The following is a 14,500-nucleotide window of genomic DNA, read 5'->3' on the forward strand; positions in this document are numbered from 1 at the left end:
TGATAGAAAGTGGCAATAATCATTATATTGTCATTTAGTATAGATATTTATTAAAATGAAACTATAACAATATGGAGGGGTTTACATGACGACAACAGGTTATATTGGTACGTATACGAAAAAAGAGGGCAAAGGCGTTTATCGTTTTGAATTAGATGAACAAACTGGAAGCGTAACAGAAGTTGAAACAGGATATGAATTAGAAGCATCAACTTATGTAAATCAACATAATTCATTTTTATATGCTGTAACACGTGAAGGAGATAATTGCGGTGTTGCAAGTCTTAAAATAGAAGAAGATGGTAAACTCAGTTTAATTAATAAATGCCTCGCTTCTACAAAGGGTAGCGGCTGTTATGTAGATGTGTCGCCAGACGGAAAGTTTGTTTTTGAGTCTGTTTACGGTGCTGGGTTAGCGCGCTTATATGAAGCGAACCCTGAAACAGGTGAAATCATACGTTTAATTCAAGAGTTAGAGCACAATTATCCAACTGGACCACACGAAAGACAAGATCAGCCACATGTGCATTTTATCAGTACAACACCAGATGAAAAATATGTAGTTGCAATCGATTTAGGTACAGATAAAATAGTAACATACGAATTTAATGATCATGGTTTTAGTGAACATGCGGTGAGTGATTTTGAACCAGGGGACGGATCAAGACATATTACTTTTCATGAAAATGGGAAGTTTGCTTATGTTGTCCATGAGTTATCAAATGTCGTAAGTACAGTAAAATATGAGGATGGAAAATTCACAGAAATCCAACGACATTCAACAATTCCTGAAAATTTTGAAGGTGATACAAAATTAGCAGCAGTAAGACAGTCACACGATCAAAAATTCTTATACATCACGAATAGAGGGCACGATAGTATTGCTATTTTTAAAGTAAGCGATGATGGTTCAACGATTTCATTTGTTGATATTGTATCAAGTGGTGGTGAATTCCCACGTGATTTCAACATTACTGACTCAGATGATTTCTTAGTTTGTGCACACCAAGAAGGTGACTATACATTGACGGTTTTCAAACGTGATAAAATTACGGGAGAATTAGAAAAAGTTGATCATCACGAATCAGCACCAGAGGGCGTTTGTGTACAATTTTTAAAATAAAGACAACTGAAAAAAATTAAAAAATCACCTAGTATGGATAATACATTGCCATACTAGGTGATTTTCTATTTGTTGAAAAATGTTTTGATGTATTTAAATTTCCCTTTGTATGGTGGGAATATGAGACTTGATTCAAGCCTTGTAGATTTAAACACATAAGATTTATCGTGACTAAACGTATCAAAACTATATTTACCATGATATTGTCCAATACCCGATGCACCGACACCACCAAAAGGTAAGTTTGGATTTGCGAGGTGCATCAACGTATCATTAATCGCACCGCCACCAAATGAAATTTCATGAAGTACACGTTCTGTTACATTTTCATCTTCGCTAAATAAATATAAGCTGAGTGGCTTAGGTTTAGTACGTATTAAATCAATCGCTTCATCAAAATCATCATACGGAATGATTGGTAAAATAGGGCCGAAAATCTCATCTTCCATTATTTTAGCATCGAAAGTAATACCATCTAAAAGGGTTGGAGCGATGTATTTATCGTCTGCATCAGATTGACCACCAAATGCAATTTCTGTTTTATGAACATTTAATAAATGGTCTAAACGATCGAAATGTTTTTGATTAATGATACGACCGAAATCTGGGCTATCTTGTATAGATTTACCGTAAAATTCAGTGATTGTATTTTTGAGTGCCGCGATGAGTTGGCTTTTGACTTTTCGGTTAACTAAAATATAGTCTGGCGACACACAAGTTTGACCAGCGTTCGTAAATTTCCCGAAACAAATGCGTTCACTCGCTACTTTGATATTTGCTGACTCATCTACAATCGCAGGAGATTTACCTCCTAATTCTAAAGTAACGGGTGTTAAGTTTTCGCTAGCTGCACGATAGACAATACGTCCTACTTTTTCGCTGCCAGTGAAAAAGACATAATCAAAAGGTAAATGTATAAGTGATTGTGTAGTCTCTGCGTCGCCTTGGCATACACTAATATATTCAGTGTTGAATACATCTTCAATAATTTGTTGTACTATATCTGCAACGTGTGGTGTAAATTCTGACGGTTTAAGTATAGCTGTATTTCCCGCTGCTATTGCGCCAATTAATGGTTCAATAAGTAATTGGAAAGGATAATTAAAAGGTCCGATAATTAAGACAGTACCATAAGGCTCTTTCATGATATAACTTTTAGTAGGGAATAAGTAAAGGGGCGTGTTCACTTGTTTTCTTTTCGCCCAATTTTTAAGTTCTTTGCGTGCTGACTTAATGCTTTTTAAAGTGAATCCAATCTCGGTTGCATAAGCTTCCACTTTGTTTTTTCCTAAATCTTTTTGAAGTGCGTCGAGTAATTCATTTTCATGATTTTTAATACTTTTACCCAACAGTTTGAGTTGTTTTTTTCTAAACTTAAGATCTTTGGTTTCGTGAGTATTAAAATATTGTTTACTATTATGGAAAGTTTGCTCTATTGAATTCAATGATATTCCTCCTAGTATGAGATGTCGCTATGCTTATGGAAATGGATAAAAAACTGGAACATATTTACTATGTTCCAGAATACTGAGCGGTTAGGTGTTTAGTTTCTTGTCCACTCAGTGTTTATCATATAATATTAAACGACTTCGTTTAAAGCTTCTGTAATTTGTGGTACAACTTGTTTTTTACGTGAAACTACACCAGGTAAGAATGCAGTATTGTTTTCAAGTTCAACATTGAAAGCTTTACCTACTTTGTCTGTTTCAGGTCCCACTACTAAAATTTTAGAATCACTATTAATGATGTCAGTCACGACTAATACAAATAAATCATATTTTTCATTTGCACTTGCTTCTAACATAGCTTTTGTTAATTCTTCTTGACGTGCAAAGACTTCATCAATATCCACAGTATTAACTTGTCCGATATGAGTTGAATAATCTCCCATGTTGAAAGATTTTGCATCCATAGATAAGATATCTGAAATTGATTTGTCTGTTGTAGAAGCACCTGCTTTTAACATATCTAAACCGTAAGATTCTAAGTCAACATTGGCGATCGCTTTCAATGCTTCTGCAGCTTGTACATCTTCTTCAGTACATGTAGGTGATTTGAATAATAAACTATCTGAGATAATTGCAGAAATCATTAAGCCAGCAATTTCAGGTTTAATTTCAAAGCCGCGTTCTTTATACATTTTGTATAAAATTGTTGCTGTACAGCCGACTGGTTCAGCACGGTAATATAAAGGCGCTGCAGTTTCAAAATTAGAAATTCTGTGGTGATCTACGACATGCTGAATTGTAGCGTCAGCAATTGAATCTGCGCTTTGTTGGAATTCATTATGGTCAACTAAAATAACATTTTGATCAGCTAGATTATCGTTAAGTAATTCTGGCGCTTCTACTTTGAAATGATCTAAAGCAAATTGCGTCTCAGGACCTATTTCGCCTAAACGGTAAGACGCAGCCTCCGAATTACCTGTTTGTTGTTCAAAATATGCCATGATGATGGCAGATGCAATAGCATCTGTATCTGGATTTTTATGTCCGAAAATATAAGTTTTTGCCATATCTAAATTCTCCTTATTTATATAGTTAATATTATTTTATCATGAGTTTGCATAGTTATTCTACTTCAGCACCTAAGGAATTTTTAAAATGATCTAAAGCCCAATCATGGCCCGTTGGATTAAATGAAGCAACGCCTTTATGTGAAATACTAATGGAATAACCTAAATTATAGGCAGTAATCGCTGTATGTAATACACAAATATCGGTACATACACCAACAATTTCTAAATGTGTTACATTTCTTTCTCGTAGCAAAATATCTAACGAAGTACCACAAAAAGCATCATAACGTGTTTTATCTAAAAAATGTATGTGATCATTAAATAATATATTTTGATAGATATCATTTACTTTGCCGTAAAGCTCTCTCCCAGATGTTCCTAAAATATTGTGAGGAGGGAAGAGCTTGTTCTCAGGATGATAACTATTTTCTTCAAAATGTAAATCCATCATAAAGAAAATGTTCTGTTGTTTTTTATTATATGCTTCAATTCTTTCCACAATATAATGTTCAATTTGTTGGCCTGGAATGCCACAAGTCATTTTTCCATTATCTGCAACAAAATCATTTGAATAATCCACTACAATAAGTGCACTTTTTTTCATAATTTGCGAACACTCCTAATATTAAAGATAATAAGTATTATATACTAAGTAGATAAATCAATAAAGCTACAACAAGCGCGTTTGAAAATACTCAATTAAGTTTATTATAAAGTATTGAGAAAGAGAGGGATTGTCCTATGATGATTAATGCAAAGCAATTTGGATTAAAAGGTGAAAGTAAAAGCGCGGATACACGAGCAATGCAACGTGCATTGAATTATGCAAAAAAACATCCTTCGACAACGATATATGTACCTAAAGGTGAATTTCATATACGCAAGTCATTGGTTATTTATGAGTCTACAACATTATTGCTAGATGAAGGCGCAGTCCTTAAAAGATGTGGGAAAGATGCATTACTCAAAAATGGTAGAAGGTTTAAACCTTATTATGGTTATAACGGCAATAGCCATATTTATATTGCAGGAGGAACATTTGATATGAATGGCTATGCATTCCCATATAATAATACAGCAATGTGTATGGGACATGCCCAAGATATTCAAATCGTCGATGTGACCTTTAAAGACATTATAGGTGGCCATGGACTGGATGCATGTGGAGTTAATGGATTATATATAAATAATTGTAAATTTTTAGGGTTCAATGATAGTGATGGGACAAGAACGTTTTCAGAAGCAATTCAGTTAGATATTCAAGTACCAGGTGCTTTTCCTAAATTTGGGACGACAGACGGAACGATTACAAAAAATGTAATAATAGAAAATTGTTATTTTGGCAATTCAGATACGCCTACGATGCAGTCATGGAACAGGGCGATTGGTTCTCATGCAAGTCGTTATAATCAATTTTATCAAAATATTCATATTCGTTTTAATACGTTTGAAGAGATAAAGCAATATGCACTAACACCTTTAAAATATAAAGATACGTATATTCATCATAATATTTTTAAAAACTGTGCTGGTGGTGTTCGTTTTTTAGCAGTTAAAGATGGTAAAAATGCAAAAGATTTAAAAGGGAAACAAAGATCAACTCAAGCTGGGAGTAATTTAAATATTTATCAAAATAAATTTATTGGAACGATGGAGAAATATGCAGTTCGGATTCAAAGTTATAATAATATAAAACATAAAAATATTCTTATTGCTCAAAATGAATTTGATGAATGGCCACCCAAAATGTATTTAAAGGACACTAAGAATTTATTTTTATCTTATGGTGATAAAATTTAAAATATTGTTAAGTTTAATTAAACATGATTACAATGCTACGTTGACACCGTAAAGACTTTATATGTAAGCGGTTTAGCATTGATATTTCATTAGGATTATATTATGTTATAAACTAAGAAATGTTATGAATATTCAGAAAAGTAGCTTTAGAGGGGGGACGAATATGAACGATTTGAACAAAGGGGATATGAGAAGGTCACATTATTTAATGTTTTTTTCTAATAAGAAAGAAAATAAGTCTTATAATACTAGTCAATTAATTGGTTTAATATTGGGGCCGCTATTATTTATTTTAACTTTACTATTTTTACAGCCTGAAGGTTTATCAAGTAAAGGTATATTTGTTTTAGCAACAACACTTTGGATTGCAACGTGGTGGATTACTGAAGCTATTCCGATTGCAGCAACAAGTTTATTACCATTAATATTGATGCCAATTGGACATGTATTAAGCCCAGAAGAAGTTTCATCACAATATGGTAATGATATTATCTTTTTATTCTTAGGCGGCTTTATTTTAGCCATTGCCATGGAAAGATGGAATTTACATACCCGTGTTGCTTTAGTTATCATCAATACATTAGGCACAAGTACAGGAAAGATTTTACTAGGATTCATGATTTCGACTGCTTTTTTATCTATGTTTGTGTCGAACACAGCTGCTGTTATGATTATGATTCCGATTGGCTTAGCAATTATTAAAGAAGCAAGTGAATTGAAAAGTAAGGACATCAAAGATTCAAGTATCACTAAGTTTGAACAATCTATAGTTTTAGCAATTGGTTATGCCGGTACAATCGGTGGGCTTGGAACATTAATTGGGACGCCACCTTTAATTATATTAAAGGGACAATATCAATCTGCATTTGGTGAAGAAATTAGTTTTGCTAAATGGATGATTATTGGTGTGCCAACAGTTATTGTTTTATTATTATTAGTTTGGGCATACATACGATATATCGCATTTAGACATGATATGAAAGCATTACCAGGTGGTAAAGCGTTAATTAAAAGGAAATTACATGAATTAGGTAAGATGAAATACGAAGAGAAAATAGTTCTAATCGTGTTCTTGCTTGCCAGTTTCTTGTGGATAAGTAGAGAGTTTTTATTGAAAAATTGGACATACACTTCAGAAATAGAAGATGGAACCATAGCCATGATTATCGCAGTCTTACTATTTTTAATTCCTGCGAAAAACAAAGCACAACACAAACGAATTATAGATTGGGACGTGGCTAAAGATTTACCTTGGGGCGTATTAGTTCTCTTTGGTGGGGGTCTAGCGTTAGCGGAAGGGATATCATCAAGTGGTTTAGCAGAGTGGCTTGGCGAGCAATTGAAATTGATAGAAGGTGTAAGTCCTTTAATTATCGTTATAGTCATTACCGTATTTGTACTATTCTTAACTGAAATCACATCTAATACTGCAACTGCAACGATGATTTTACCAATTCTTGCAACGTTATCTGTTGCTGTAAACGTTCATCCATTATTATTGATGGTGCCTGCAGCTATGGCGGCAAACTGTGCATATATGCTTCCAGTAGGGACGCCACCGAATGCGATTGTATTTGGTACAGGACGTATTAGTATTAAAAGAATGGCATCAGTCGGCTTTTGGGTAAACATACTGAGTATTATAGTTATTGTACTCGTTGTTTACTTCCTAGTACCACCAGTATTAGGTATAGATGTAACTAAGCCATTGCCACTTAAATAATTATATATATATAAATAAAACCCTCCATTTCTAAATAATGAATGGAGGGTTTTTGGTTTGTCTAATTGATTTACGTAAAAATAAACTTAACTTAATTTATTGAATGAACCAATAATTGAAACTTGGAAGTCTAATGTGTTTAAAATTTTAATAACTTTGGCCAAATCTTCATTGATTGGTGTGTCTGCTTGCACAAAAAAGTGATACATTCCAAGTTGTGTTTTTAAAGGTCTAGATTCAATCCAAGACAAGTTAATATTAAATAAAACAAAAGTATTTAATATGCTTGCTAATAAACCAGGCTTATCAAATTGAGGCGTGATGAGTAATAATGTATCGCTCGCATCTTCTACATCCTCGATACTACTCGGTTGGTTACTCACGACTAAAAAACGCGTTACATTATGTGGAAAGTCTTGTATGTTTTCCGCAATAGGTGAATAGCCGTATGCTTCGCCACTACCTAGAGGTGCAATGGCACCAACGTGATCAGTTATTTTTTCCAAACTTTTAATCGTACTGTCTACATAGTCATACGTGAAGCCTTGCTTTTGTATGTACTGGCTCGTTTGACTAATCGCAGGTGCAATAGAATAAACTTTTGAGATATCATTTACTGTAGCATCTTGAGAACCATACAACGCGAATTGAATGTCTAAATGAAGTTCACCTTGCGCAAAAATATTTTGTTGCGTTAATGCATCTGCGACAATATTAATCGTCCCTTCAATTGAATTCTCAATTGGTACTACGGCGATACTGTTATCATCGTTAGAAACAGATTGTACAACTTCGTACAGGTTAGATTTGGCTTCAAAATCCATTTCAGATTCTGATTTATATTGTTTTGCTGCTAAGTATGAAAATGTCCCTTTTGGGCCTAAATAATAAAGTTTCATGTGACGTTACCCCTTGTTCATATGTGTAAGGATAGAGTTTTAATGGAATGGACAACCCTTAGATGTTGATTGCTTATAAAAGAAATTAGGCTCTCGAATTTCATTCTTATAACCATGATGATAATTTGACACCAATGTTGGAGATAACGAAGGTGCTAACCATGACCATTTACCAGTAACATCTCTTCCTTCTTTTGTTTCATTCTTTTCAAATCGTTCGAACTGCTTAGAAGCAGTCAAATGATCAACAATAGAGACGCCTTCATTTTTAAAGGAATGATATACTGCATCATTCAATTCGACAAGTGCACGATCTTTATTGAAAGAATTATTCTTAAGTGTATCAAATTCAAATGCATCTGCAACACTTTCTAGCAAATTATAACGATAGCTATCTGTAAAATTACGAACAGCAATCTCATTTACCATATACCAACCGTTGAATGGTGCTGTGGGATATGTAACGCCGCCAATTTTCAAATCCATACTTGAAATGATAGGAACGGCATACCATTTTAAACCGAGTTGTTTTAACTTTGGATAGCGGTCATGGACTATAGGAACTTCTTTAATTAATTCCGGGTTATAAACATGATACTTTAAATTACCTTCAGGCATTTTATAAATTAAAGGTAAGACATCAAAGTGAGTATGATCTCCTTTCCATCCAAGATGTTCAGCAAGTTGCGTTATACTTCGTTCGGCAGGGTCACCTTGATCTGAATAACCGGCATATCTGATGAGTTGATTATTATAAATTTGGGGTGGCTGGTGCTGTGAAAAGATAGTGATATAAGGCTTGATTTTCCCATTATTTGTTGCAGTTGTTATGTGATTTTCAATTGTAGCTATAAATTCATCTTCAGTTTGAATATCTCTTGCGTCTGCTACAGTTAATGAATTCCAGAAAAATCGACCAATACAACGATTCGAATTCCTCCAAGCCAATTTAGCACCATAAGTAAGTTCTTCAACTGTATGTTCATACGTGCCATTTGTTTGAATAGCAATTTCAATTTCTTTAATTCTATCTAATGTAGCATGTTCATCGTAACTTAATTCTTTATGCATTGTTTTAATAAATGATTTAGCTTCATTTAACATATAAACACCTCACTTAGTATTATAAGTGATTACAGTTAATTTATAATTATAAAACTACAAATGTCACTACTTTGTCGTTAGTAATGTCACACTTTTATCAAAATTTAAAATAATGAACATTAGCAATCTGAAAATGTTGCACAAATGCTATTAAATAGGATGGTATTTCAGGTGCTAACAACGTTTCTTTTATGCTAAACTAATAGAAAAGCTGATTGGAGAGATTTTTGTGTACCAATACGAAGACGATACATTAGTATTGCATAATGATTTATATCAAATAAATATGGCTGAAAGTTATTGGAATGATGGTATTCATGAACGATTAGCAGTCTTTGATTTGTATTTTAGAAATATGCCATTCGACAGTGGCTATGCGGTTTTTAATGGATTAAAGCGTGTGATTGAATATGTAAATCAATTTCATTTTTCAGAATCAGATATAGAATATTTAAAATCTATTGGCTATCAAGAGGATTTCTTGAGTTATTTAAAAGACTTGAAATTTACAGGTAATATTCGCTCAATGCATGAAGGTGAGCTTTGTTTTGGCAATGAACCATTAATGCGAGTAGAAGCACCGTTGATACAAGCTCAATTAATAGAAACGATGCTATTAAATATAGTTAATTTCCATACATTGATTACAACAAAGGCGAGTCGAATTAGACAAGTTGCTCTGGATGATATGTTAATGGAATTTGGTACACGCCGTGCGCAAGAAGCGGACGCAGCCTTATGGGGAGCTAGAGCCTCGTACATTGGTGGCTTCAATTCTACAAGTAATGTAAGAGCAGGAAAGTTATTTGGCATTCCAGTATCTGGTACACACGCACATGCAATGGTACAAACTTATGGTGATGAATATATTGCTTTTAAAAAATACGCCGAGCGACATAAGGACTGTGTGTTTTTAGTAGATACATTCCATACGCTAAAATCTGGTGTTCCAACAGCAATTAAAGTTGCAAAAGAATTAGGAGACAAAATTAATTTTGTAGGTATTCGATTAGATTCAGGAGATATTGCTTACCTTTCTAAAGAAGCGCGACGCATGTTAGATGAAGCTGGATTTACAGATGCAAAAATTATTGCTTCAAATGATTTAGATGAACAGACAATCACTAGTTTGAAATCCCAAGGTGCAAGAGTTGATTCATGGGGTGTAGGTACTAAATTAATTACAGGCTATGATCAACCAGCACTTGGTGCAGTTTACAAACTCGTTGCTGTAGAAGATAGTACAGGCGCATATGTTGATCGTATTAAACTCTCAAATAATGCGGAAAAAGTAACGACGCCAGGCAAGAAAAAGGTATACCGTATCATTAATAAAAAAACGAACAAAGCTGAAGGGGACTACATTACATTGGATCATGAAGATCCATATGAAACGACGCCGCTTAAACTTTTCCATCCTGTCCATACCTACAAGATGAAATTTATAAAATCATTTATAGCGAAAGATTTACATCATGATATTTATAAAGATGGTAAATTAGTTTATGATTTACCAAGTGAACAAGAAGCACAAACTTATTTGAAAGAAAATCTTACCTATTTATGGGATGAAAACAAGCGTCATCTTAACCCACAAGAATATCCTGTAGATTTAAGCACAGCATGTTGGGAAAATAAACATAAACGTATATTTGAAGTCGCAGAACATGTGAAGGAGATGGAAGAAAATGAGTAATTTACAAGAAATCATTGTTAAAGAAATGAATGTCCAACCAATGATTGACAGTGAACAAGAAGCGCGTAGCATTATTCAATTTATTAAAAGTTATGTACAATCTCACTCTTTTATCCAATCTTTAGTGCTAGGTATTTCAGGTGGCCAAGATTCCACTTTAGCTGGTAAACTATGTCAAATTGCGGTTAATGAATTAAAAGAAGAAAAAATTCATTGCCAATTTATTGCTGTTAAATTACCATATGGTGAACAAAAGGATGCAGTCGAAGTTGAAGATGCTTTGAAGTTCATACAACCAGATGAAGTAGTAACGGTCAATATTAAATCAGCTGTAGATCAAAGTGTGCAGTCACTAAAAGATGCGGGCATTCTACTTACTGATTTTCAAAAGGGAAATGAAAAAGCACGTGAACGTATGAAAGCACAATTTTCAATTGCTGCAAACAAACAAGGTATAGTGATTGGTACAGATCATTCGGCTGAAAGTGTAACTGGTTTTTATACGAAATATGGTGATGGTGCTGCTGATATTGCACCGCTATTTGGTTTGAATAAACGCCAAGGTAGACAATTATTAAAGTATCTACAAGCGCCTAAGCATTTATATGAAAAAGTACCTACTGCAGATTTAGAAGAAGACAAACCACAGTTACCAGATGAAGAGGCATTAGGTGTGAGTTATGATCACATAGATGATTATTTAGAAGGAAAATCGGTACCGGATGATGCACAAGAAGTTATTGAACATCATTATGTTAGGAGTGTGCATAAAAGAGAACTAGCTTATACAAGACACACATGGCCCAAAAATTAACTGTTACAACAGAAGATTTTTAGTGACAAAATATAAACTTACTGATAGAATTACTTGAATTTAATGTAACAGAAAGGAAAATGGACATGTCAGTGATAACATCTACGCCATGGTTAATGGTTTTAGCCATTTTTATAATCAACGTTGCTTATGTAACGTGTCTAACGATGAGAACGATATTAACCCTTAAAGGTTATCGCTATGTAGCTGCAATCGTGAGCTTCTTGGAAGTCCTTGTATATGTTATTGGTTTAGGTATGGTAATGTCTAGTTTGGATCAAATCCAAAATGTGCTTGCATACGCCTTTGGTTTTTCAATAGGTATTATTGTAGGTATGAAGATTGAAGAAAAACTAGCACTTGGATATACAGTAGTCAATGTAACTTCATCTGCGTATGAGTTAGACTTACCAAGACAATTAAGAGATTTAGGGTATGGCGTGACACATAATACTGCATACGGCCGAGATGGCAAACGCTTGATTTTACAAATTCTTACACCGAGACGTTTTGAAGCTAAATTAATCGAGACGATTAAACAAATTGATGAAAAAGCATTTATGGTCGCATACGAACCGCGTACGATTCATGGTGGGTTCTGGGCGAAAGGTGTTAAAAGTAAAAAACTTAAACAATATGATACGGATGAAGTTGAAAGCATATGAAAAAACAACAAAAATTCAAAGTCGAAGAACACGAGTCAATTCAAGATTGTTTGGGTCGCATGCGTGAAGCTGGTTATACACCAGTTAAACGTTTTGAAAAGCCCGTTTACAAAGAAAATAAAGACGGCAGCGTAGAGGTGCTAAAACAAGAAATTGAGTTCGTAGGCAAATTACAAGAATGATAAGTATGGGAGTCTGATACATGTATTTATGTTTCAGGCTCTTTTTTAATACTTTGATTCTAAATAATTTCTATAGTAGGCTTAAAAGGCTTATACATTTCAAAGTAATTCTGGTAAACTAGTATTGAAAAGAACAAACACGAACTTTAAAGTGGAAATGAACTTAAATGTACATGTTTTGAGGTTTGTGAACTAAAACTTATGTAAGATAGGAGCTAATTTCAATGATTGAACGCTATTCTAGAGAAGAAATGTCTAATATTTGGACTGATCAAAATCGCTATGAAGCTTGGTTGGAAGTAGAGATACTTGCTTGTGAAGCTTGGAGTAAACTAGGTGATATACCTGAGGCAGACGTCAAAAAAATACGTGAAAACGCCAAGGTTGATGTTGAACGTGCACAGGAAATTGAACAAGAAACACGTCATGATGTAGTCGCATTTACAAGACAAGTTTCTGAAACACTTGGTGAAGAACGTAAGTGGGTTCATTATGGTTTAACTTCAACTGATGTAGTAGATACTGCGTTAAGTTATGTGATTAAACAGGCAAACGACATTATTGAAAAAGATTTAGAAAGATTTATTGAAGTATTAGCGAAAAAAGCAAAAGATTACAAATATACATTAATGATGGGTCGTACACATGGCGTGCATGCTGAGCCAACAACATTTGGCGTTAAAATGGCGCTTTGGTATACAGAAATGCAACGTAATTTAGAACGTTTTAAACGTGTAAGAGAAGAAATTGAAGTTGGAAAAATGAGTGGTGCAGTAGGTACTTTTGCTAACATACCACCTGAAATAGAAGCACATGTGTGTGAAAATTTAGGTCTAGATGCAGCTCCGGTATCAACGCAAACGCTACAACGTGATCGTCATGCTTATTATATTGCGACACTTGCGCTTATCGGTACTTCAATGGAGAAATTTGCCGTGGAAATACGTAATTTACAAAAAACTGAGACACGTGAAGTAGAAGAAGCATTTGCTAAAGGACAAAAAGGTTCATCAGCAATGCCACACAAACGTAACCCAATTGGTTCTGAAAATATTACAGGTATTGCACGTGTAATAAGAGGTTATGTAACAACAGCTTATGAAAATGTGCCATTATGGCATGAACGAGATATTTCTCATTCTTCAGCTGAACGTATTATGCTTCCAGATGTCACGATTGCATTAGATTACGGTTTGAGTCGTTTTACAAATATTGTTGATAGACTGACAGTATTTGAAGATAATATGCTTGAAAATATTGATAAAACATTTGGTTTAATTTACTCACAACGTGTATTGTTAGCGTTAATTAATAAAGGTTTGGCACGTGAAGAAGCATATGATAAAGTACAACCTAAGGCTATGGAGTCGTGGGAAACTAAAACACCATTTAGAACTTTAATTGAACAAGACAGTTCAATTACAACATTATTATCTGAAGCAGACTTAGATGAATGTTTCGATCCAAAACACCATTTAAACCAAGTTGACACTATTTTTGAAAGAGCTGGTTTAGAATAACCAGGAATAATTGAATTTTTCAAGGGAAATCGTTACACTTTAATGTATTAGTACGTTAAACTGAGATTAAATTGAAAGATACAGGGGTTGTTTTGAATGCAAATAGAAAAATTAAGAGGAAAAGCATTAGATGAATTGTTCGATGCAGTTTTGACACTTGAAAATAGAGAAGAATGTTATGAATTCTTTGATGATTTATGTACTGTTAATGAAATACAGTCATTGTCACAACGATTACAAGTCGCAAAAATGATTAAACAAGGTTTCACTTATGCGACAATTGAACAAGAATCTGGTGCATCGACTGCAACAATTTCTCGTGTGAAAAGATCGTTGCAATGGGGTAATGATGCTTATACTATGATTCTAGACCGCATGAATATTGAAACGGCTGATTAGATAATTTTATATAAGAAGTAAGGTTAACACATTAAGTTAATCCTAGCTGTCGATAGA

At 34.0% G+C, this 14,500-nt stretch carries 14 protein-coding genes; 9 read left to right on the forward strand and 5 right to left on the reverse strand.

The window, feature by feature from the left end; translation table 11 throughout:
• The first annotated feature begins 85 nt into the window (after positions 1 to 85).
• The gene (gene pglS / locus ACP3TL_RS02170) at positions 86 to 1,123 is read left to right on the forward strand and encodes a 6-phosphogluconolactonase (protein ID WP_285326735.1); all 1,038 of its coding nucleotides are present in this window, start codon (positions 86 to 88) and stop codon (positions 1,121 to 1,123) included.
• A 65-nt stretch (positions 1,124 to 1,188) separates the two neighbouring features.
• Here pglS and ACP3TL_RS02175 read toward each other — a convergent pair whose 3' ends face one another.
• The 3 genes from ACP3TL_RS02175 to ACP3TL_RS02185 all read right to left on the reverse strand — a co-directional run bounded on the left by ACP3TL_RS02175 (position 1,189) and on the right by ACP3TL_RS02185 (position 4,245).
• Positions 1,189 to 2,568 carry an aldehyde dehydrogenase gene (locus tag ACP3TL_RS02175; RefSeq protein WP_046466270.1) on the reverse strand — a complete coding sequence of 460 codons (1,380 nt, stop codon included), beginning with the start codon at positions 2,566 to 2,568 and terminating at the stop codon, positions 1,189 to 1,191.
• A 134-nt stretch (positions 2,569 to 2,702) separates the two neighbouring features.
• Positions 2,703 to 3,638 carry a manganese-dependent inorganic pyrophosphatase gene (locus ACP3TL_RS02180; RefSeq protein ID WP_046466269.1) on the reverse strand — a complete coding sequence of 312 codons (936 nt, stop codon included), beginning with the start codon at positions 3,636 to 3,638 and terminating at the stop codon, positions 2,703 to 2,705.
• A gap of 55 nt (positions 3,639 to 3,693) precedes the next feature.
• Positions 3,694 to 4,245, reverse strand: a complete 552-nt coding sequence (locus tag ACP3TL_RS02185; protein ID WP_046466268.1) for a cysteine hydrolase family protein — start codon at positions 4,243 to 4,245, stop codon at positions 3,694 to 3,696.
• A 137-nt stretch (positions 4,246 to 4,382) separates the two neighbouring features.
• Here ACP3TL_RS02185 and ACP3TL_RS02190 point away from each other — a divergent pair, with 137 nt between their 5' ends.
• Both ACP3TL_RS02190 and ACP3TL_RS02195 read left to right on the forward strand, forming a co-directional pair.
• Positions 4,383 to 5,441: a glycosyl hydrolase family 28-related protein gene (locus ACP3TL_RS02190; RefSeq protein ID WP_046466267.1), complete on the forward strand. Its 1,059-nt coding sequence runs from the start codon at positions 4,383 to 4,385 to the stop codon at positions 5,439 to 5,441.
• Positions 5,442 to 5,604: 163 nt separating this feature from the next.
• Positions 5,605 to 7,164, forward strand: a complete 1,560-nt coding sequence (locus ACP3TL_RS02195) for an SLC13 family permease (protein WP_046466266.1) — start codon at positions 5,605 to 5,607, stop codon at positions 7,162 to 7,164.
• 86 nt (positions 7,165 to 7,250) lie between these two features.
• On the opposite strand, the gene ACP3TL_RS02200 is transcribed toward ACP3TL_RS02195, so the two are convergent.
• Together ACP3TL_RS02200 and ACP3TL_RS02205 are read right to left on the reverse strand one after the other, a co-directional pair.
• A complete protein-coding gene (locus tag ACP3TL_RS02200) occupies positions 7,251 to 8,063 on the reverse strand; it encodes a prephenate dehydratase (protein WP_046466265.1) in 813 nt (270 codons plus the stop codon).
• Positions 8,064 to 8,102: 39 nt separating this feature from the next.
• Positions 8,103 to 9,167: a nitric oxide synthase oxygenase gene (locus tag ACP3TL_RS02205; protein WP_046466264.1), complete on the reverse strand. Its 1,065-nt coding sequence runs from the start codon at positions 9,165 to 9,167 to the stop codon at positions 8,103 to 8,105.
• 229 nt (positions 9,168 to 9,396) lie between these two features.
• On the opposite strand from ACP3TL_RS02205, the gene ACP3TL_RS02210 reads away from it, so the two are divergent.
• The 6 genes from ACP3TL_RS02210 (at position 9,397) to ACP3TL_RS02235 (ending at position 14,443) form a co-directional block, all read left to right on the forward strand.
• A complete protein-coding gene (locus ACP3TL_RS02210; RefSeq protein ID WP_046466263.1) occupies positions 9,397 to 10,863 on the forward strand; it encodes a nicotinate phosphoribosyltransferase in 1,467 nt (488 codons plus the stop codon).
• Complete coding sequence (gene nadE / locus ACP3TL_RS02215) at positions 10,856 to 11,677, forward strand: NAD(+) synthase (protein WP_046466262.1); 822 nt, start codon at positions 10,856 to 10,858, stop codon at positions 11,675 to 11,677. The genes ACP3TL_RS02210 and nadE overlap by 8 nt, the downstream gene beginning before the upstream one ends.
• Before the next feature lie 86 nt (positions 11,678 to 11,763).
• On the forward strand, positions 11,764 to 12,342 hold the full coding sequence (locus tag ACP3TL_RS02220) for a DUF2179 domain-containing protein (protein WP_046466261.1): 579 nt from the start codon (positions 11,764 to 11,766) through the stop codon (positions 12,340 to 12,342).
• The gene (locus tag ACP3TL_RS02225) at positions 12,339 to 12,524 is read left to right on the forward strand and encodes an NETI motif-containing protein (protein WP_002507181.1); all 186 of its coding nucleotides are present in this window, start codon (positions 12,339 to 12,341) and stop codon (positions 12,522 to 12,524) included. Before ACP3TL_RS02220 ends, ACP3TL_RS02225 begins: the two co-directional genes overlap by 4 nt.
• A gap of 224 nt (positions 12,525 to 12,748) precedes the next feature.
• Positions 12,749 to 14,044 (forward strand): adenylosuccinate lyase, encoded by a 1,296-nt coding sequence (gene purB, locus ACP3TL_RS02230; RefSeq protein ID WP_046466260.1) that lies wholly within the window; start codon positions 12,749 to 12,751, stop codon positions 14,042 to 14,044.
• A gap of 96 nt (positions 14,045 to 14,140) precedes the next feature.
• Complete coding sequence (locus tag ACP3TL_RS02235; protein WP_046466259.1) at positions 14,141 to 14,443, forward strand: YerC/YecD family TrpR-related protein; 303 nt, start codon at positions 14,141 to 14,143, stop codon at positions 14,441 to 14,443.
• Positions 14,444 to 14,500: the final 57 nt, after the last annotated feature.

Origin of the sequence: Staphylococcus caseorum, from assembly GCF_049943195.1 — a bacterium.
Lineage (GTDB): Bacteria > Bacillota > Bacilli > Staphylococcales > Staphylococcaceae > Staphylococcus > Staphylococcus equorum_A.

Bases quoted from the DNA above. Each gene is read 5' to 3' on its own strand.
- ACP3TL_RS02185 (WP_046466268.1), bottom strand. From the start codon at position 4,245: ATGAAAAAAAGTGCACTTATTGTAGTGGATTATTCAAATGATTTTGTT.
- purB (WP_046466260.1), top strand. From the start codon at position 12,749: ATGATTGAACGCTATTCTAGAGAAGAAATGTCTAATATTTGGACTGAT.
- ACP3TL_RS02190 (WP_046466267.1), top strand. From the start codon at position 4,383: ATGATGATTAATGCAAAGCAATTTGGATTAAAAGGTGAAAGTAAAAGC.
- ACP3TL_RS02220 (WP_046466261.1), top strand. From the start codon at position 11,764: ATGTCAGTGATAACATCTACGCCATGGTTAATGGTTTTAGCCATTTTT.
- pglS (WP_285326735.1), top strand. From the start codon at position 86: ATGACGACAACAGGTTATATTGGTACGTATACGAAAAAAGAGGGCAAA.
- nadE (WP_046466262.1), top strand. From the start codon at position 10,856: ATGAGTAATTTACAAGAAATCATTGTTAAAGAAATGAATGTCCAACCA.
- ACP3TL_RS02180 (WP_046466269.1), bottom strand. From the start codon at position 3,638: ATGGCAAAAACTTATATTTTCGGACATAAAAATCCAGATACAGATGCT.
- ACP3TL_RS02235 (WP_046466259.1), top strand. From the start codon at position 14,141: ATGCAAATAGAAAAATTAAGAGGAAAAGCATTAGATGAATTGTTCGAT.
- ACP3TL_RS02200 (WP_046466265.1), bottom strand. From the start codon at position 8,063: ATGAAACTTTATTATTTAGGCCCAAAAGGGACATTTTCATACTTAGCA.
- ACP3TL_RS02195 (WP_046466266.1), top strand. From the start codon at position 5,605: ATGAACGATTTGAACAAAGGGGATATGAGAAGGTCACATTATTTAATG.
- ACP3TL_RS02205 (WP_046466264.1), bottom strand. From the start codon at position 9,167: ATGTTAAATGAAGCTAAATCATTTATTAAAACAATGCATAAAGAATTA.
- ACP3TL_RS02225 (WP_002507181.1), top strand. From the start codon at position 12,339: ATGAAAAAACAACAAAAATTCAAAGTCGAAGAACACGAGTCAATTCAA.